The organism is Pseudoalteromonas rhizosphaerae (assembly GCF_902498845.1).
In the GTDB taxonomy this organism is placed as follows: domain Bacteria; phylum Pseudomonadota; class Gammaproteobacteria; order Enterobacterales; family Alteromonadaceae; genus Pseudoalteromonas; species Pseudoalteromonas rhizosphaerae.
Window position 1 is genome coordinate 40,109 of record NZ_CABVLM010000003.1, and the last position, 18,447, is coordinate 58,555.

The following is an 18,447-nucleotide window of genomic DNA, read 5'->3' on the forward strand; positions in this document are numbered from 1 at the left end:
AGCGCCTTTTATAAAAGTACGGGTTAAAAAATAGATTAACGACTAAAGTTTTAACGCCCTGCGTCGATAAATAACTAAGTTAACGTTAAAGGAATAACAATGAAACTCCCCAATCTTGGTCAAGCGCAGCAAATAGCTTTGCAAACGGTGTCGGCTAATCGCGCCACGGAGTTTAAAGCCGCCGCTTCTCTTGTCGAACCACAAGATCACCTTTCAACACTCGAAGACGCAGCAAGTACACCCCTTGATAATCCATTTAAAGGCCGCCAACTTAATCAAGATTACACCCCCTCTTCTTACATTGGTATGAACCGTTATAGAGTCACCTCTAGCACCAACATTAACATAGGTGAACCGATTAAAGAGCCGACCTATCGCTATGGTGACTTTACAGATCCCGATGATATAAATGCTTTTTTAAATCAAGTAGACCGGCTTGAAGGTGAACATAAATTTATGTTCCAACACCTAAAACCAACACAAGAACTACTTGATTTGGTGCAAAAAATGAGTGATGAAGAGCTTGCTGTATTTAGTCAATTTGTTGTTACAACATCTAGTTATCACTTTGGCACAGAAAACAACAACAGCAGTGCACAGTTAATTTCATCTTTAAGCAAACTGTCAGATGATGCCTTGAGCAGTACTCTTGCAACAATGGATAAATTATTACAACAAGGGAATGATTATAAGAAGCCGATGTCACCATTAGGTGAAAATGAGCATGGTAATGAAAGAGTCGAAATGATCAGTATGCCTGAAACCATAAACTGGTTTAAATCAAACTATAAGGCTAACAGTGCAAAATATGAATTGGCAAATGATTACACCAATTTATTAATAGAAAAAAACCTCAGCGAAGATCAACTTATGCAGTTAAATGACCACTTATCTGACAGTACACTTACACAAAGCAGTGGTATCATCGACATGATGAGCTTAGTTAAAAACCATCAAACGGATGATGTATTGGCAATGCTCAATGAAGTTGATAAAGACCAAGAACCTAACTTATTTAGTTACCTTGCACAGCAAACTAATTATCAAGCCAATAAGCAGTATTACCAAATGGATAATGGTAAGTTTGTTGCACAGCAAGATAATATTAGCTCTGACTCTAATAGACGTGAGCTTTATAACAATATCCTAAACGCCTATAACGACATTGGCATGGGCTGGATAAACGATGCGCTAGAGCAATTCACAGGGAGTCCCGCACAGATCCAAAACGAATTATGGCAAACACTACTTGATGATAAAGAAAAAATGCCCGAGCAGTTTACTCGCTCAGATTCAGTTGAGGCATGGGCAATAAATAATATTGCTCGGATAGAAGGCGCATTTCACGTAACACAAATGAATAAAATTTATGATTATAATAGCGAGCGACTAGTTCCTGAATTAATCGGTGATCTTACCTTTTACAGCAGTGGCAACATTCGTAGTTCAGTAGATAGTGAAGAGCCACAATCAGCTGAAAATCAACCGTAATTAAAGAACTTACGGTGCTCTGCTCCGGCTAAGTTGGCATTCACCTTATTAGGGTGTTTATACTCACGCCAGTTTGCCACATTACGGCCAACATTTAATTTCGCAAAGTCAGTATCGCCCTCTGGCGACATTCCCAAAAACTGTTTTAGCTTCAACAGGCCGCCAGGTTCGCTCACATCAAGCGATAAAAAATCATCACGATCTTTAAAATACTTAAATACCGCCTGCTGATGTTTAGTATAACAATCGGCTAACTCGCGCTCACTCAACGGGTAAATAGAGGGAAACGTTTGATGAAAGCTGCGCTTTAGAACCGGGCTAAAGTGCCCTGTTTTAAGATCAAGATGTGGCGCCATTTTTTCAAGCAGCATCGTGATGGATGGCAACCATGCTTTTAGGTCTCGGTTTAAATAAATAAACTTAGCACCAGGAAATAACCCGTCTAAATGCATATAGTCACTAAAACACGGTGCGTCAGATATAGCATCAGCTATTTCAAACGCTTTTTTAGTAAACGCGGTATGCGCAACCAACAAGCCCATTTCTAACAACGCAACACTGATGCTCGTGGTGCCGGTTCGAGGCAGACCGATAATAAATATCTTAGACATCTAACGTCACTCATTTTTAAAAGGCCGTTAGTATATACCTAAATGACAGCATCACCCACAGAGCAACAACAAAGTTAAGCGGTAGTTTAACCGCAAGCTCCCTTATTTATTATCCATATTACTACGGTGCCCATAACTCAATACTCGAGTAATTTCTAATTTGTCGCCTAAGTCATGCCAAAGCATCACAAAATCAGCTTTACCGTCACATTTATTGCCGCCATTTTGACAAAATATGTGAGTTCCTTTGGTCATCACACCAAAATCTTTAATGGTAAACACTTCAAACGTGCCGCTGACCAACTCCCGCGTATACTTGCCACATGCATATTGTTTAGTATTAGCTATCATGGAATTGCGATCCCAGGTAACTCCACCGTTATCATGATAAAACTCAACACCTTCCGCGAAGTAGCTCGCGTGCTTAGCAAGTTGTACTGGGTTATTACAATGATTAAAAGAATCAAAAAGTCCTGTATCTAAACGCATCATTTTACTTTGCAAATCAGTAACATCAGCCTGACTTACCAGCGGCATTAGTAACAATGCAAACAGATATAACTTTTTCATAGTCATTTAAAGCTTCCTGCGTAATAAACGAGCCGATAACATCTCTCGTTTAATTTATTATTGTTGATATATAAACCATATCCCAGTGTTTGTTGCGATTCAATCAGTAACTCCGATTTTTCTATCAATATAAAGATAATGCTTTTTAGACCATACACTCTATTGCTCATTAGATATTAAACACTTTGTTACGCAAAAATACTGTTCAAAATATCTGAGCAATTTATACTGAGGGCAATGTCGATATGATCAGAGGTTTTAGCGTGCAGTTTACACAAGGTATGGAATATTTTTTTTCGGGCTTCAAATTAATTACCCAAAAAGGCTTGAAGCGATTTGTATTTATTCCTTTATTAATCAATATCGTGCTTTTTGGTAGCTCATTATTCTTTTTATATGGCTGGCTTACCGATGGGTTTGCTTATTTAAATGATCTATTACCAACGTGGTTAAGTTGGCTGGAGTGGCTGATGTGGCCTATTGCAGTATTAGTGATTTTATTTAGCTACAGTATGCTGTTTTCGGTGATCACTAATTTCATTGCCGCGCCCTTTAACGGCTTACTCAGTGAAAAAGTAGAGCTGTATTTAACCGGTCAAAAAATTAATGATGATGGCTTAGCGGAGATAGTGAAAGATGTGCCACGAATGCTTGGCCGTGAGTGGACCAAGTTGTGCTATTACCTACCACGTGCCATTGGCTTTTTTATCTTACTATGGATATTACCTGTTATCGGCCAAGTGTTATGGGTGATGTTTACCTGTTGGATGTATGCCGTGCAATACAAAGATTATCCGTTTGATAATCACAAAATTTGCTTTAAAGAAATGAAAGAAGACTTAAAACAAAAACAAACTCTCTCGTATGGATTCGGCTTAGCAGTATTGTTGCTTACAGCCATTCCTATCGTGAATTTAATTGTTATGCCTGTCGCTGTGTGCGGCGCAACTCGCTTATGGGTTGATCAATACCGCCCTAACTACCGCGAATAAAACGCTCAGAGGGGACGACAATATAAGCCATTATTAAGTCCCCTATTTGCAGCACTATTTACACTAAAACTTGCCGTGTATTAGCAATGAAATGATGCACTTCGCGCTCAATTTTAGGATCAACTGGCTGCTCTGGAGCGCGATCATTTGGGCATGGCATCCTTGGAGTTGTGCCAAACAAACGACAAATTAATGGCCGTTCATCATATACAGTGCATCCCTTTGGACCTAAGTGTACACAATTAAATTCATTTAATGCCGCTTCGTGCTCTGCATCGCTTTTTACCGGTAATCGCGACATTTCTTCAGATGATGTTGTCACTGGACCGCAGCAATCATGGCAACCTTCAACACATTCAAACGATGGAATGTTAGCGCGTAATCGCAAGATTACTTTTTGGTTTTTGTACATTTATATTTACCTTTTATAATGCAGTGCACTCATGCCGCAACTTAACTAATTCTCCATAACCCCTATATTACGCGTTATATGCTGTAACTTGCAATGCTATGTTAGTGCAGACTTACGCCATAACGTAAAAGCACAGCTAATGCTGTGCTTTTATATATCTAAACTTTGCAAGCTTATTAACTATATAGACTTTGTGGCACTTTAGTGACGTTCAAATGAACAGTTACTTCTTCCCTATCGTGATAAAGATGCTTAGCTTGTAATTCATAGCTTATACCGTATTTATTAAGCTCTTCTTTGATCATCGTTAAGCACTCATACACACTGTCAAAGCGCTTTTTCATTGGCAGCTTTAAGTTAAAGATAAGTTCTTTCGCGTATGCGTTGACCGCCCAATCAATCATAAGACTGGTTACTTTGGTTGGTTTTTCTACCATATCGCATACTAACCAAGTAATATTTCTTTTCTCAGGGCGGTATTTAAAACCATCAACACGGAAGTGCTTAACTTGACCTGTTTGCATTAAATCATCATTCATTGGGCCGTTATCAATGGCGCTAACAAACATACCGCGACGCACTAGTTGATACGTCCAACCACCTGGGCAGGCACCTAAGTCAACACTGCGCATACCGGCTTGAACTCGCGCTTCACGATCTTTTTCCGCAATAAACACATTAAACGCTTCATCCAGTTTTAAGGTCGAGCGACTCGGTGCATCACTTGGCATTCTTAGTCGTAATATTCCCATAAAAAATGGGGAATTATTATAACTATATGAATGACCAACAAACGCGGTGTTATTAGTTAAAAACATGATGTGCATTACGGGGCGATTGGCTTTAGGTTCGCGTAACACGGTGTTTTGTTTCTCTAAAGCCTTTTTAAGTGGGGTAGAGATTTTTTTGCAGAAAGTTAACAGCTCCTTGCCTTCATTGGTATCGGGTGTTTCTACCCGTAGCTCTGAGCAAAGTGGAAAATCGACCGCTGCTTTTACTATTTCGCCAACACGGTCTTCGACGGGCATGTTTTCAAGTAAAGTGCCGGCAAACCACTGACGGGCAAATACCATATTTTTGAAATCAACCTTTTTGATGATTTCATCACTATGCTGCGCTTCAAAACATTCGTAAATAACATAGCCGGTATTTGGCTTTGCTTTTACATACCCAGCAAAACCTTGCTCTGCGGCATGAAATGTTATTTCTGCAGCGGCATCATTTTCAAAACCACTACGGCAGTAAATCACTACACTTGACATAAAAACCCTTTAATTGCTCTTTTGAGCGATATTCTCTATTAAAATTTAAACCGTGCTACTTGCACTAATAAAATAGTCCAACCAATAATAAAACATAAACCACCAACGGGTGTGATGGGGCCAAGCCACTTATAACCGGTGATTGCTAATAAATATAAACTGCCACTAAACAACAAAATACCAGCAATAATAAACCAACCAGCCGATGTGAGATTAATTCCCCATTTTATTAAAATGGCAATCGCAATTAACGCAAGGCCATGCACCATCTGATACTCTGCCGCAGTTTTAAATACGCCAATAGCATATTCAGAAACACGGCTTTTTAAACCATGAGCCGCAAAGGCGCCCAACACCACTGATAGCATGCAAAATAAACTGCCAGTCATTAAAAATAGTTTAATCATGATTTTTTTCCTGCTAAAGATGCCTTTAAATATGCTGTTTAATAAAACTAGCCGCGTGCTCAGCGGCAGTTTGCACATTACCTAACTCTGTAAAGCCACTGCGTTTGCGTGGTTTTAAGGAATGATCGCCATCAGCTAGCCACACAAACTCTGGGCGTTTATCCAGTTGTAGCTGTGTTAATTCGTCACGGGTACCAAATGTATCGCGCTCGCCTTGGAGCACCATAAACGGGCATGGTATTTTACCAAAATGATCAATGCGTAATTTATCAGGCTTGCCTGGTGGATGAAATGGATAGCCAAATGCCAATACGCCTGAAATTGTTGGCATTGTTACTCGCTCTTCACTGACAAGCATTGATGCCATCCGCCCGCCCATTGACTTGCCACCAATAAATAACGGTAAGCTTGGCTGTACAAAGGTTAATATATGCTCAAAGTATTGCAGTAATTTAGGCGCACGATCTGGCGGGCGACGCTTATTGGTTTGCTTGGCTATTTGCATATATTCAAAGTCAAATAAGCCAACATCAATACCTTGCTCTGCCAGCAAGCTTGCCATTTTCTGCATAAATCCTGAATCACTAGCGGCTCCAGCACCATGGGCAAAAATAAATTGTGCCAAAGCGGGTTGTTGGTCACTTTTAATCCATTCGATAGTCATATTAATACTCTTGCTCTTGTTCGACTAAACTCAGCATCCACTGCTTAAACGATACTATTTTGCCTAATTCAGATTGCGTTTCACGACTTACTAAATAGTACGCATTTTTACTTTCTAAACTGTGGTTAAACGGAATAACTAAACGTCCTGCATCAATATCAGGTTTAGCAAGCACACTGTTACCAATAGCAACACCTTGACCATGCACTGCTGCTTGCAACACCATTGATGAGTGGCTAAATATAGGTCCTTGGTTTACTTGCACATTACGAACACCGGCGGTTTTCATCCACGTTTTCCAGTTCTTACGGGTGGTATCGTGTAATAAAGTATGGTTTGCCAAATCACTTGGCTGATCCAGCGGCTTTGGCCCTGTTAATAGCATAGGACTACACAAAGGCACTAAGTATTCGGTATGCAGTTTATGCGTTTGCACGCCACTCCAATGACCACGGCCATAATAAATAGCCACATCAACATCATCGGTGAGTGAGTTTTCGTCTTGATCTTGGGCTTTTATTCGTACATCTATCTCAGGGTGCAGTTCGTTAAATAAGCTCAAGCGTGGCACTAACCATTGAATAGCAAAGCTGGGCGTTAAACTCACGGTTAATGAGCCTTTTGCACCACGGGCTAATAGCTTTTCGGTAGCATCAATTAGCTGAGTAAATATTTCTTTAATATCTAAAAAGTAACCTTGGCCTTCTTCGGTGAGTAATAAAGAACGGTTTTTTCGCAAAAATAGTTTTAAGCCAAGATGCTCTTCTAAAGTTTTTATTTGATGACTTACCGCCGCCTGTGTGACGTATAACTCTTCAGCCGCTTTAGTAAAACTCAAATGGCGAGCAGCAGCTTCAAATGCTTTTAATGCGTTTAGTGGCGGAACACGTCGAGACATAGTGATCAAACTTAGAATTAGTTTTTCTTATGGATAAGATTATATACACATGCCAAGGAAGTGTATATTCAAGACATAAAAAAAGCGACTTTCGTCGCTTTTCTTATCACGCTTTGCGATTACAAGTCGCTGGCGCTGGTATCCAATGGGCCAAAGCTTTTAACTAAATCATCCACGGCTTTCATTTGACTTAAATAACCTTCCAACTTACTTAATGCAAGTGCACATGGGCCATCACATTTCGCTTCATTAGGATTAGGGTGCGCTTCAATAAATAAACCCGCTAACCCTAATGCCATGCCACTGCGAGCAAGCTCTGCCGCTTGTGCACGACGACCATCGGCAGAATCACTGCGCCCACCTGGACGTTGTAAAGCATGAGTGGCATCAAAAATAACCGGAGCCATTGGTTTCATGTCATCCATACCCAGCATATCAACGACTAAGTTGTTATAACCAAAGCTTGAGCCACGCTCGCACAATACAACATTGTTATTACCCGCTTCATTAAATTTAGTAATGATGTGGCGCATTTCGTGCGGGGCTAAAAATTGTGGCTTTTTAACATTAATAATTGCGCCCGTTTTCGCCATTGCGACTACTAAATCTGTTTGGCGCGCCAAAAATGCTGGTAATTGGATCACATCAACCACTTCTGCCACAGGCGCTGCTTGATGCGGCTCATGGACGTCAGTGATCAAAGGAACATTAAACGTTTTTTTGATTTCTTCAAAAATCCTTAAGCCTTCTTCCATGCCTGGACCACGGTATGAATTAATTGATGAACGGTTTGCTTTATCGAATGACGCTTTAAACACATAAGGAATATTAAGCTTAGTGGTCACTTCTACATAATGCTCGGCGATACGCATTGCTAAATCACGGGACTCAAGTACATTCATGCCACCGAACAATACAAACGGTTTTTCGTTTGCCAGTTCAATATCATTAATTTTAATTAAATGGTTGTTCATTTTTATTCCTTAAGGTGCAACTGCTTGCATCATTAAACCACAAATATATGCCATATACGTGCCTACGCCATAGCCCAGAACGGCTAATAATACCCCAACTGGCGCAAGCGATGGGTGAAATGCCGAAGCAACCACTGGTGCCGATGCCGCACCGCCCACATTCGCTTGTGAGCCAACGGCCATATAAAATAGCGGCGCTTTAATTATTTTTGCCACAATTAACATTAAACTGGCATGGGTAAGCATCCAAATTAAGCCAATAACGAAATACATAGGTGATTCAAATATAGCCGTAATATTCATATGAAGGCCAATTGATGCCACTAAAATATATAAAAAGCTGGAGGCTACTTTAGATGCGCCAAAGGCTTCAATATGACGTACTTTAGTAAACGACAATGCAATACCTATGGTCGTCGAAATAACAATTAACCAAAAGAACTTACTGTTTAAGCTATATTCTTGTGCCCATGGAAAGTTAGCGCCAAAGTAAGGTCCTAAAAAGTCTGCACAAAAATGCGCCAGACCGGTAATACCAAATGCAATTGCAATGATCAGCATATAATCATTGAGTGTTGGCAGACGTGCGTGCTCGGCTTGGTATTTTTCAACGCGATTTTTTAACTCTTCAATCGCGCTAGTATCCGCGCCTGTTTTCGCATCAATGGCTTTATGGTTGGCAGCCATTAACAGTAATACTGCCATCCATAAATTGGCGACAATCACATCTACCGTAACCATTGCTGAGAATATATCTCCGCCAACTTCAAACATTTCTTTCATCGATGCTTGGTTTGCACCACCACCAATCCAGCTTCCAGCAATCGTGGTCATGCCACGCCATACTGCATCGGGGCCATGACCACCGACTGCTTCTGGATACACTGCGCTCATGATCAAAATGGCCAACGGGCCGCCGATCACAATACCTGCAGTACCGGTTAAAAACATAATTAATGCTTTCGGGCCAAGATTAATAATGGCACGTAAATCAATACTAATGGTCAGTAAAATTAAGCACGCAGGAAGCAAGTAACGTGATGCTACAAAGTACACATTAGATGAATGACCATCAACAATGCCAAAAGTATTCAATAGTGAAGGTAAAAAATAGCACAGTAATAATGCTGGGACATATTTGTAAAACTTTTTCAGTGCGCTATTTTGACTGTTCGATGTTTTAAAAATAAAGCCTAATATTACTGCTAATAAACCAAAGACAACCGCGTCATTGGTGATCAGGGCAGTATGGGCGTCAGCCATGTAAATTCCTTAAAAGTTAATGGTGAGTTTTGTGATTATCTTCGAGTTCTTCAAGTTGATGCTGAATAATATCAATTGCAGGATCATCTGGACACTCATCGATAAAAAATTGTAAGTCGTCACGTGCCATTTTCGGACAATCAAGCTGGTTAAGTAAATAGCCTCTGTCCCGTCTTTCGTACGGATCATCGCCTATTAGCTCCATCAGCATCTCAACACAGCTCAAAGCATGACCAAATTTATTACTGCTAATAAAGGCCCACTTTTGTTGTGCTAGATAAAGCTTATACACTTCTTCGTCAAAAATGAGCTCAAGCGGCTCTTGCTCATCACCATTTTCTTCACTGGCGTTTTCAGGAATAATATACCAACTTTGTTGACCTGAACTCGGCTCAAGTAAATAACCTTCCTCATCGCTAATAGCGACATGGACATTTATTTCACTATTATTAATCGTTACATTTGCATCAAAACCAGCATGGTTCAGCAAATGGCATAATAAAATACCCAGTGTTGTTTCAGAACCACTGCGCATACTCAGCATATAGCTAAAGCTATTTAAGGTGTATTCTGGGACTTTTAAACTGGATACGCTAAATAACCACTGAGTAAAAAACATATCAACTAACGCATCAAACCGTTCGTGAATATCAGGGTATTGTTGGCATAGTTCGGTGACTTGATTTTCAAAGTCGCTCAGTGTGGCAAAGCTATCACTTAAATCAGCTTGAGGATCCCACTTCGCTTCAGCGCTTATACAACGATACAACGCTTGGGGAACGAATGTGTCAAAAGCCTCATCTTGATAGGATTCATTTTGATCTTCAAACCAAGGGGTGGTCATTAATACGGCAACATCTTTAATAGAAAATGAATGACTAGTTTACCTATTTTTTTACACAGATACCAACGTAGCACGTTAGATTAACGTTCAAAGACTGTTTAGTGCAGCCTTTGAACACCTTTAGTTACAAAATAAACGCTGTTTTGGCAACCGCTAGCTTACCAATGAAGGCAATGACCACAGTCGTAACAACTAAAAACACAATTTTTATACTGGTTTTTTGCTGTTTACTGGCAATAATACCCAGTGCAATATACGCCACTACAAGAATAATCTTTTCAAGCAGCCAGGTTTGTTCTAGTGGATTAATTTTTGCAATAGCCATCAGCGCGAAGGCTGAAATAAGTAAAAACGTATCGGTTGCGTGACTACCAATAAATACCAATTTATTTTTAGCGATTGCACCACTGCCGAGGCGAGAAAATGAACGTACATAAAATAGAACAATGCTTAAAACTGCAATTGCCATGTGTGTGTGTTTGACTGCTAAATAATCCATATGCCCCTAACTACTCATTAATGTTAAAAAAGAAATTGTACCAATGTTGTTAAACATGCCTATTCTAATGCGTTAAATAACTCACCAGTTCAATGCACTGGGTATTATTTTTTAATCTGGAAAACGCATTAAAATTTCTTCAAGCTCCGCTAGGTTGTCGTTAAATGCATCGACCAGTTTAGGCTCAAAGTGTTTGCCTTTTTGCTGATTGATTTCATTAACGACATCATCAAGCGTCCACGCTTCTTTGTAACAGCGTTTATGGCGCAGCGCATCATACACATCGGCAATCGCCACTATACGGCCAAAAATATGAATGTCTTCTCCTTGGATCCCTTGTGGGTAACCTGAACCATCCCATTTTTCATGGTGATCACGTGCAATTTGAGCACCTGCATTAACGATTTCACGACGAGAATCTTGTAAGATGAGGTAACCTTTTTGAGTGTGCGTTTTCATGATGTCCCACTCTTCGGAGGTCAATTTACCCGGCTTATTTAAAATAGCATCAGGAATACCCACTTTTCCAACATCATGAAGTGGCGACGCTAAACGAACTAAGTCAGCCTCACGTTTCGATAAACCATACGCCAGTGCTAAAGTATGACATATATGCGAAACCCGCTTAACATGATTGCCCGTTTCGGTTGAACGCTGCTCCAGAGCTTCGCTTAAACGAAGCACTAATTCTTGCTGAGTTGCTTCGACCTCGGATTGTAATTGCACATTCTCATACGCTAACTGTACATTTTGCGAAAATATTTCAATCAAATGGCGCTGTGTATCCGATAAGTCGTGTGGAATACCGGATATAAAAAGCATTGAATTATGATTATGTTCGCTGCAACAGTATGCAAACAAATAATTGTCTTTATAAACAATGTTTTTATCTCTAAATGCTTGTTTACATGCTGATAGCTGCTCGGTATTTAATACCTCTTCAATTGCTTTACCTTCGCTGCGTTCAAAATCGCCTCGCCCAGAAAATACCACTAATTTATGCTGATTATCTTGTGGGTTACCTGCCACTAAACTGGTGGCGTACATTGCTTGATCAACAGTGCCGAGCAACGATGTTAATTGTTGCATCACCCCTTCAATGAAATGATCAAGTGAGTGCGCTGAAAAAATATCTCGAGATGCTTTAATGATTTTTTCAAGCCCTTGACGAGATTGTTCAATCGATAAAATATCGCGATAAGAACGTAAGCTCGACATCACTACAGTAAATAGTTTTTGTGCGGTAAGTTCAGTTTTTGATTTGTAGTCATTGATATCATAATTAACAATAACTTGGCGCTCTGGCGCTTGGCCGGGTTGACCAGTACGAAGGATAATACGGATATGATTATTTTTAGCGACTTCACGAATATATTGTGCGACTTTCAAACCTGCATCGTCGGTTTCCATCACCACATCAAGCAGTACAATTGCAGCATCGGGATTATTATCTATTTGTACTTTAGCCTCAGCCCCTGAGTATGCACTAATAAACTCTAAACGCTTGTCTTGAAACTCAAAATCACTCAATGCCAGTTTCGTGACAGCATGAACTTCAGGCTCATCATCAACAATGATGACTTTCCATGTCCCCTTAACTACTTCACTTTCTACATCTTGTGGTTCATCCGAAAACAAAAAATCATCCATCATACTGAGTCCTCAAAGGCGTTTATTTTGCTCTCGCACTGTAATTGTTATAATTATCCCGGCCACTGTGCGAGCGTTACACGATCGTTATTTGCTAAATCTTTAACTGTAAGTATATTTGTATACGCCATTTGTGCAAAAAAACTATGCACTTTAGTACTTTGTTGATATCCATGCTCAATAACAAGGTAACCATTTGACGTTAAAAAATTGCGTGCTTGAGTAATAATATACTTTATATCAGCCATACCGTCATCATCGGCAACTAACGCAGAAAGAGGTTCAAAACGAACGTCACCTTGATTTAAGTGAATATCATCATATTCAATATACGGCGGATTACTAACTATTAGATCAAACTGTTGTGCTGTAACTTGGCTAAACCAATCACTTTGCACAAAGTCTACATTAATAAAGCCTAACCGCTGCTTATTTGTATTCGCAAGCGCTACAGCATCAGCAACCCTATCAACCCCTGTGATTTGCCAAAGTGGCATTTCGCTGGCAAGTGCAAGCGCAATTGCACCAGTCCCAGTGCCTAAATCAAGCACTTTAGCGGCCACAGGTAAAGGCAAACTGAGCGTATATTCAACCAGTGTTTCGGTATCTGGGCGAGGGATCAGCGTAGTGGGATTAACCTGCAGTGGCAAACTCCAAAATTCACGCGTGCCCGTTATATGAGCAACTGGCTCACCTGTTAAGCGACGTTGACAATAACTTTCAAATAGCTGTTGTTGTTGCGGTGTTAACTTTTGTTCTGGCCAGCTAAATAAGTAGCTACGTGGTTTTTGTAATACGTCGAGCAATAATACTTGAGCGTCTAATTTAGCACTATCGCTGCTACTTTGCAGCAGCAAAGTAGCACGCGAAACAGCACTTTCAATCGTGTCGGTCACGATTACTCATCACCCATAGCGGCTAGTAAATCAGCCTGATGCTCTTGCATTAGCGGCTCAATCACACAACCTAAGTCGCCGGCAACTACCTCATTTAAACGGTATAAAGTGAGATTGATACGGTGATCTGTAATACGTCCTTGCGGATAGTTATAAGTACGAATACGTTCCGAACGGTCACCGCTACCGACTAAGTTACGACGCTCTGATGCTTCAGCCGCGTGGCGTTTTTCATCTTCCGCTTGTTGTAGACGTGCAGCAAGCACTGACATCGCTTTCGCGCGATTTTTATGCTGTGAACGTTCATCTTGACACTCAACCACGACACCTGTTGGTAAGTGGGTAATACGAATTGCCGAGTCAGTTTTATTAACGTGCTGACCACCGGCACCTGAGGCACGGAACGTATCAACTTTAATATCAGCGGTATTAATTTGAATCGCTTCAGCTTCTGGCACTTCAGCCATTACCGCAACAGTACACGCAGAGGTATGTACTCGTCCTTGCGATTCAGTTTCTGGCACACGTTGTACCCGGTGAGCACCAGATTCAAACTTCAATTGCCCGTACACGCCTTCACCACTAATGTTAGCAATGACTTCTTTGTAACCACCGTGCTCACCTTCATTGGTGCTCACAATCTCTACTTTCCACTTTTTAGTTTCAGCATAACGGGTATACATACGGAATAAATCACCAGCAAAAATGGCTGCTTCATCGCCCCCCGTGCCGGCACGTACTTCTAAAAACACATTATTATTGTCGCGCGGATCTTTTGGTAGCATCAACACTTGTATTTGATCTTCGATAGCAAGGATTTGCGCTTTGGCTTCTTTGTATTCTTCTTGCGCCATCTCACGCATATCAGGATCCGAATCCTTTAGCATTTCTTCTGCTGTAGCAACATCATCTTGTGTTTGCTGATAGCCTAAAAATGCTTTAACAATTTCTTCCAACTCAGAATATTCTTTTGAAAGCGCACGAAAACGATTTTGGTCGCTAATAACTGACGGATCACTTAGCAGCGCTTGTACTTCTTCATAACGCTCTACTAAGGTTTCTAACTTACGATAAACGGACTCTTTCATGTAACTGCTATTCCTGCTCAATACCTAACATTTTCTTTAATTGGCTTAACTGAGCAACTTCACCTTTTTTAGCCGCATCTTGAATTGCACGGGTAGGCGCGTGCATTAGGCGGTTGGTTAACTTGTTGGCCAGCTCTAAAATAATTTTTTCTGCGTCTTTACCGGTGTTTAATTGGCTTATTGCCTTATCAACCAGCTCAGACTTAATATCGTGTACATCTTGGCGATAAGAGCGGATCAGATCGACAGAGTCGAGTGAACGCATCCACATCACAAATTCCGCACAGCGCTGGGTAATAATCACTTGCGCTTCATCGGCGGCTTGTTCTCTTGAAGCGATATTTTCGCTTACTATTGCCTGTAAGTCATCAACCGAATACAAATAGGCCGCATCTAATTCACCAACTTGGCTTTCAATATCGCGCGGTACTGCAATATCAATAAATAACATTGGCTTATTACGACGTTGTTTTAGCGCTTGTTCAACTACCCCTTTACCAATAATTGGCAAAGTACTTGCTGTCGAACTGATCACTATATCCGCCTGATGTAAGCGTTCAGGTAACTGCGCTAACGCAATAACGTCGGCATTAACATCTTCTGCCAGTAGGCGTGCACGCTCTATGGTGCGATTCGCCACGGTGATCTGCTGTGGTTCATTTTGATATAGATGTTTCGCTACCAGCTCAATTGTTTCCCCGGCACCAATTAATAGCACTTTGGTTTTATCTAACTTGCCATATATATGTTTAGCTAAATTAACCGCAGCATAAGCAACAGACACCGCACTGGCGCCTATATCGGTTTCCGTTCTTACTTGTTTTGCTACCGAAAAGGTTTTTTGAAATAACCGGTCAAATACCACACTCACCGAATTGTGATTTTTGGCGCTATTATAAGCTTGCTTTATTTGACCAAGAATTTGCGGTTCACCTAGCACCAAAGAATCTAGGCCACATGACACACGCATTAAATGATTGATAGCATCATTATCTTGATGACAATATACATTACTGCTCAGTTCGTATTCATCCAAACCGTGGAAACTAGCTAACCATTGCAACAGTATTTGGGAATTTTGCTGAGCGAGGCTACAATAGATTTCTGTTCGGTTACATGTGGACACAATAACCGCTTCATTAAACTGATCGTGATCGCTCAGTTGCTGTAATGCTTCTGACAATTGCTCAGGCGAAAAGGCAACCTTTTCGCGTAATTCTACAGATGCGGTTTTATGATTAATACCAAGTGCTACTATGGTCATATGTGCCAAATATTGCTAAGCCGTGCTCGAAAGACGATAATTTTACCAAAAATCAGCGGAATATGGAAAGTAAGGAACGACATTTGATTCGACTATATTTGATTTTACTCATATTTTTTTTATTTTTAAGTGGTTGTGCGCAGCAAATTAGCCCTCAAACAGCTCTTTATGACGATTGGAAGTCGCAATTATCACAACAAACCAATTGGCAAGTTGAAGGAAAACTGGCTTTTATTAGTCCAGATGAACGCCAATCAGCAAACTTAAATTGGCAACAACAAGAACAGTTAAACCAACTTATTTTAACTAGTTTTATCGGTACCCGTGTTTTAGCATTAACACAAAATACTAACGGCGCTGAACTTGAATACGATGATCACATTTACCATGACATTAATGCATCGCGCCTGCTTGCTAGGCTCACTGGTTTTAATATACCGATGGACAGCGCCGATAATTGGTTAAAAGGCACTGTTGACGATCCAAGTTTGCAAGTTGATGAACTAGGCCGAGCAAAAAATGTAACTTGGCACGCACCCGATGGCGATCAATGGCAAATAAGCTACGCTGATTACCAACAATACGCCGGATTTTGGTTACCTAAAAAGCTCACGTTAAAACACCAAGATATTAAAATAAAAATTCAACTTTACGAGTGGCACTTTAACTAACATGACTACGCGCACTATGACTTCATTTTCGTTATTGGCTCCTGCCAAGCTCAATTTATTTTTACACATTAATGGCCGTCGTGAAGATGGCTATCATGAACTGGAAACCTTATTTACTTTTTTAAATTATGGCGATCAACTCACATTTACTTTGACTGAAACAACTGAAATTGAAGTCACTGGTGACACCACCGATATCCCCCTAAAAGATAATTTGATCTATAAAGCAGCCGTTTTATTACAAAAACACACAAATTCCCTTTTTGGCGCAAAAATAAATTTAACTAAAATATTACCCATGGGAGGCGGCGTTGGTGGTGGTTCTTCAGATGCGGCCAGCACACTTTTAGCGCTTAATAAATTATGGCAATGCCAGTTATCACTGTCTGAATTAGCAGCGCTTGGCGTGCAGTTAGGCGCAGATGTGCCGGTGTTCATTAACGGCAAAAGCGCCCTAGCTCAAGGCATTGGCGAGAAGTTAGTAAATGTAGAGCTGCCATCAAAATGGTATTGTGTAGTGCATCCAAGTGAACATGTCAGCACCGCGAAAATTTTTACTCACCCAGATTTAAAACGCAATACACCGAAGCTAAAAGGCCACTGGCAGCAACAAACATTAGCCAACGATTGCGAGCCTTTAGTTAAAAAGCTCTGCCCTGAGGTTGAAAAGACCCTCCAGTGGTTGCTAAAATACGCTCCGTCGAAGATGACTGGCACAGGTTCATGCTGTTTTGTTGAATTTGCCACGCAAAAAGAAGCGCAACATGTTCTTGAAAATCTCCCCCATAACTGGGACGGTTTTATTGCCAGCAGCGTTAATATCTCTCCTGCTCATACGCAGTTGGACGCTATACATTGAAGCAATGAAGTAACGTACAAGTAAATAAAGTTTAAGTTAATAAGCTATACTTTTTTATCGCTTATTAGTCCAAAAATTCAGTGCCTGAGGAACCCTACCGTGCCTGACATGAAGCTCTTCGCTGGTAACGCAACACCTGAGTTAGCTCAAAAAGTTGCAAAACGTTTATATATTGAAGTTGGCGATGCTGTTGTTGGCCGTTTTAGCGACGGTGAGATCAGTGTTCAAATTAACGAAAATGTTCGTGGCTCGGATGTTTTTATTGTGCAATCAACCTGTGCCCCTACTAACGATAACTTGATGGAGCTTATTGTAATGGTTGATGCCTTACGTCGTGCATCTGCAGGTCGTATAACAGCCGTCATTCCTTATTTTGGTTATGCACGTCAAGATCGCCGCGTGCGCTCTGCTCGCGTACCAATCACAGCAAAAGTTGTTGCCGATTTCTTATCAAGTGTAGGTGTTGACCGAGTTCTAACGGTTGATTTACACGCTGAGCAAATCCAAGGCTTCTTTGATGTACCAGTTGATAATGTGTTCGGTAGCCCAGTGCTACTTGAAGATATGAAAGAGCGTCAATTTGATGATGTTGTTGTTGTATCACCTGATATCGGCGGTGTAGTTCGTGCCCGTGCTATTGCTAAGTTATTAAACGATACCGATCTTGCCATTATTGATAAGCGTCGCCCACAAGCGAATGTTTCTCAAGTAATGCATATTATTGGTGACGTTGAAGGCCGTGACTGTATCATCGTTGATGATATGATCGATACTGGCGGTACCTTATGTAAAGCAGCTGAAGCACTTAAAGAACATGGTGCTAAGCGAGTATTCGCTTACGCTACTCACCCTGTACTTTCTGGCCAAGCAGTAGAAAACATTCGTAACTCAGTAATTGATGAAGTGATTGTAACTGACTCAATTCCACTGTCTGCTGAATTAAAAGCAATTGATAAAATTAAAGTGTTAACACTTGCAGACATGTTAGCTGAAACAATTCGCCGTATCAGCAATGAAGAATCTATTTCAGCGATGTTTGAACACTAAACTTGGTTTAGTTAAAATATCCTGATGTAATAAAGCGCCTCGTTGGCGCTTTTTTTATGTATCGTGTTTCTTTTAATTAGTCGCA

The 18,447-nt window shown here is 40.7% G+C and carries 20 protein-coding genes; 5 read left to right on the forward strand and 15 right to left on the reverse strand.

Translation table 11 applies throughout. The annotated features are described in order from the left end of the window. Positions 1-99 precede the first annotated feature (99 nt). Positions 100-1,491 (forward strand): hypothetical protein, encoded by a 1,392-nt coding sequence (locus PSR9079_RS05440; RefSeq protein WP_149980709.1) that lies wholly within the window; start codon positions 100-102, stop codon positions 1,489-1,491. Here the strand turns inward: PSR9079_RS05440 and PSR9079_RS05445 are convergent. Then, positions 1,482-2,102, reverse strand: coding sequence for a sulfotransferase (locus PSR9079_RS05445; protein ID WP_179959143.1), 621 nt, complete (start codon positions 2,100-2,102; stop codon positions 1,482-1,484). The genes PSR9079_RS05440 and PSR9079_RS05445 overlap by 10 nt on opposite strands. Positions 2,103-2,204: 102 nt before the next feature. After that, positions 2,205-2,678: a nuclear transport factor 2 family protein gene (locus PSR9079_RS05450; protein ID WP_246175491.1), complete on the reverse strand. Its 474-nt coding sequence runs from the start codon at positions 2,676-2,678 to the stop codon at positions 2,205-2,207. 275 nt (positions 2,679-2,953) lie between these two features. On the opposite strand from PSR9079_RS05450, the gene cysZ reads away from it, so the two are divergent. Further along, complete coding sequence (cysZ, locus tag PSR9079_RS05455; RefSeq protein WP_220493073.1) at positions 2,954-3,664, forward strand: sulfate transporter CysZ; 711 nt, start codon at positions 2,954-2,956, stop codon at positions 3,662-3,664. Between the two features lie 58 nt (positions 3,665-3,722). On the opposite strand, the gene PSR9079_RS05460 is transcribed toward cysZ, so the two are convergent. The 13 genes from PSR9079_RS05460 to hemA form a co-directional block, all read right to left on the reverse strand. After that, positions 3,723-4,076: a YkgJ family cysteine cluster protein gene (locus tag PSR9079_RS05460; RefSeq protein ID WP_145240659.1), complete on the reverse strand. Its 354-nt coding sequence runs from the start codon at positions 4,074-4,076 to the stop codon at positions 3,723-3,725. A 176-nt stretch (positions 4,077-4,252) separates the two neighbouring features. Further along, positions 4,253-5,338, reverse strand: a complete 1,086-nt coding sequence (gene rlmM, locus PSR9079_RS05465) for a 23S rRNA (cytidine(2498)-2'-O)-methyltransferase RlmM (RefSeq protein WP_145240657.1) — start codon at positions 5,336-5,338, stop codon at positions 4,253-4,255. 38 nt (positions 5,339-5,376) lie between these two features. Continuing rightward, positions 5,377-5,745 carry a DUF423 domain-containing protein gene (locus PSR9079_RS05470; RefSeq protein ID WP_179959144.1) on the reverse strand — a complete coding sequence of 123 codons (369 nt, stop codon included), beginning with the start codon at positions 5,743-5,745 and terminating at the stop codon, positions 5,377-5,379. 25 nt (positions 5,746-5,770) lie between these two features. Next, positions 5,771-6,409, reverse strand: coding sequence for an alpha/beta family hydrolase (locus tag PSR9079_RS05475; protein WP_149980710.1), 639 nt, complete (start codon positions 6,407-6,409; stop codon positions 5,771-5,773). Between the two features lies 1 nt (position 6,410). Further along, complete coding sequence (locus PSR9079_RS05480; protein ID WP_145240653.1) at positions 6,411-7,307, reverse strand: transcriptional regulator GcvA; 897 nt, start codon at positions 7,305-7,307, stop codon at positions 6,411-6,413. A 119-nt stretch (positions 7,308-7,426) separates the two neighbouring features. Then, positions 7,427-8,281: a 3-deoxy-8-phosphooctulonate synthase gene (gene kdsA, locus PSR9079_RS05485; RefSeq protein ID WP_145240651.1), complete on the reverse strand. Its 855-nt coding sequence runs from the start codon at positions 8,279-8,281 to the stop codon at positions 7,427-7,429. A 9-nt stretch (positions 8,282-8,290) separates the two neighbouring features. Further along, positions 8,291-9,544, reverse strand: coding sequence for a DUF819 family protein (locus tag PSR9079_RS05490; RefSeq protein WP_145240649.1), 1,254 nt, complete (start codon positions 9,542-9,544; stop codon positions 8,291-8,293). A 16-nt stretch (positions 9,545-9,560) separates the two neighbouring features. After that, the gene (locus tag PSR9079_RS05495; RefSeq protein ID WP_145240647.1) at positions 9,561-10,388 is read right to left on the reverse strand and encodes a tetratricopeptide repeat protein; all 828 of its coding nucleotides are present in this window, start codon (positions 10,386-10,388) and stop codon (positions 9,561-9,563) included. A 124-nt stretch (positions 10,389-10,512) separates the two neighbouring features. After that, positions 10,513-10,887, reverse strand: a complete 375-nt coding sequence (locus PSR9079_RS05500) for a SirB2 family protein (protein WP_149980711.1) — start codon at positions 10,885-10,887, stop codon at positions 10,513-10,515. A 111-nt stretch (positions 10,888-10,998) separates the two neighbouring features. Beyond that, complete coding sequence (locus tag PSR9079_RS05505; protein WP_179959145.1) at positions 10,999-12,540, reverse strand: response regulator; 1,542 nt, start codon at positions 12,538-12,540, stop codon at positions 10,999-11,001. 50 nt (positions 12,541-12,590) lie between these two features. After that, positions 12,591-13,433 (reverse strand): peptide chain release factor N(5)-glutamine methyltransferase, encoded by an 843-nt coding sequence (prmC, locus tag PSR9079_RS05510; protein ID WP_149980712.1) that lies wholly within the window; start codon positions 13,431-13,433, stop codon positions 12,591-12,593. A gap of 2 nt (positions 13,434-13,435) precedes the next feature. Then, on the reverse strand, positions 13,436-14,521 hold the full coding sequence (prfA, locus tag PSR9079_RS05515) for a peptide chain release factor 1 (RefSeq protein WP_145240641.1): 1,086 nt from the start codon (positions 14,519-14,521) through the stop codon (positions 13,436-13,438). A 7-nt stretch (positions 14,522-14,528) separates the two neighbouring features. Continuing rightward, on the reverse strand, positions 14,529-15,785 hold the full coding sequence (hemA, locus tag PSR9079_RS05520) for a glutamyl-tRNA reductase (protein ID WP_179959146.1): 1,257 nt from the start codon (positions 15,783-15,785) through the stop codon (positions 14,529-14,531). A gap of 83 nt (positions 15,786-15,868) precedes the next feature. On the opposite strand from hemA, the gene lolB reads away from it, so the two are divergent. The 3 genes from lolB (at position 15,869) to PSR9079_RS05535 (ending at position 18,362) form a co-directional block, all read left to right on the forward strand. Further along, a complete protein-coding gene (lolB, locus tag PSR9079_RS05525) occupies positions 15,869-16,456 on the forward strand; it encodes a lipoprotein insertase outer membrane protein LolB (RefSeq protein ID WP_149980714.1) in 588 nt (195 codons plus the stop codon). Between the two features lie 16 nt (positions 16,457-16,472). Beyond that, entirely contained in the window at positions 16,473-17,315 is an 843-nt protein-coding gene (gene ispE, locus PSR9079_RS05530) for a 4-(cytidine 5'-diphospho)-2-C-methyl-D-erythritol kinase (RefSeq protein WP_145240762.1), read from the forward strand. A 99-nt stretch (positions 17,316-17,414) separates the two neighbouring features. Beyond that, complete coding sequence (locus PSR9079_RS05535) at positions 17,415-18,362, forward strand: ribose-phosphate pyrophosphokinase (protein WP_149980715.1); 948 nt, start codon at positions 17,415-17,417, stop codon at positions 18,360-18,362. The last annotated feature ends 85 nt before the right edge of the window (positions 18,363-18,447 follow it).

Excerpts from the sequence above, each read along its gene's own strand:
- PSR9079_RS05440 (WP_149980709.1), top strand. The coding sequence starts at position 100 with ATGAAACTCCCCAATCTTGGTCAAGCGCAGCAAATAGCTTTGCAAACG.
- PSR9079_RS05445 (WP_179959143.1), bottom strand. The coding sequence starts at position 2,102 with ATGTCTAAGATATTTATTATCGGTCTGCCTCGAACCGGCACCACGAGC.
- PSR9079_RS05450 (WP_246175491.1), bottom strand. The coding sequence starts at position 2,678 with ATGACTATGAAAAAGTTATATCTGTTTGCATTGTTACTAATGCCGCTG.
- cysZ (WP_220493073.1), top strand. The coding sequence starts at position 2,954 with ATGGAATATTTTTTTTCGGGCTTCAAATTAATTACCCAAAAAGGCTTG.
- PSR9079_RS05460 (WP_145240659.1), bottom strand. The coding sequence starts at position 4,076 with ATGTACAAAAACCAAAAAGTAATCTTGCGATTACGCGCTAACATTCCA.
- rlmM (WP_145240657.1), bottom strand. The coding sequence starts at position 5,338 with ATGTCAAGTGTAGTGATTTACTGCCGTAGTGGTTTTGAAAATGATGCC.
- PSR9079_RS05470 (WP_179959144.1), bottom strand. The coding sequence starts at position 5,745 with ATGATTAAACTATTTTTAATGACTGGCAGTTTATTTTGCATGCTATCA.
- PSR9079_RS05475 (WP_149980710.1), bottom strand. The coding sequence starts at position 6,409 with ATGACTATCGAATGGATTAAAAGTGACCAACAACCCGCTTTGGCACAA.
- PSR9079_RS05480 (WP_145240653.1), bottom strand. The coding sequence starts at position 7,307 with ATGTCTCGACGTGTTCCGCCACTAAACGCATTAAAAGCATTTGAAGCT.
- kdsA (WP_145240651.1), bottom strand. The coding sequence starts at position 8,281 with ATGAACAACCATTTAATTAAAATTAATGATATTGAACTGGCAAACGAA.
- PSR9079_RS05490 (WP_145240649.1), bottom strand. The coding sequence starts at position 9,544 with ATGGCTGACGCCCATACTGCCCTGATCACCAATGACGCGGTTGTCTTT.
- PSR9079_RS05495 (WP_145240647.1), bottom strand. The coding sequence starts at position 10,388 with ATGACCACCCCTTGGTTTGAAGATCAAAATGAATCCTATCAAGATGAG.
- PSR9079_RS05500 (WP_149980711.1), bottom strand. The coding sequence starts at position 10,887 with ATGGATTATTTAGCAGTCAAACACACACACATGGCAATTGCAGTTTTA.
- PSR9079_RS05505 (WP_179959145.1), bottom strand. The coding sequence starts at position 12,540 with ATGATGGATGATTTTTTGTTTTCGGATGAACCACAAGATGTAGAAAGT.
- prfA (WP_145240641.1), bottom strand. The coding sequence starts at position 14,521 with ATGAAAGAGTCCGTTTATCGTAAGTTAGAAACCTTAGTAGAGCGTTAT.
- hemA (WP_179959146.1), bottom strand. The coding sequence starts at position 15,785 with ATGACCATAGTAGCACTTGGTATTAATCATAAAACCGCATCTGTAGAA.
- ispE (WP_145240762.1), top strand. The coding sequence starts at position 16,473 with ATGACTTCATTTTCGTTATTGGCTCCTGCCAAGCTCAATTTATTTTTA.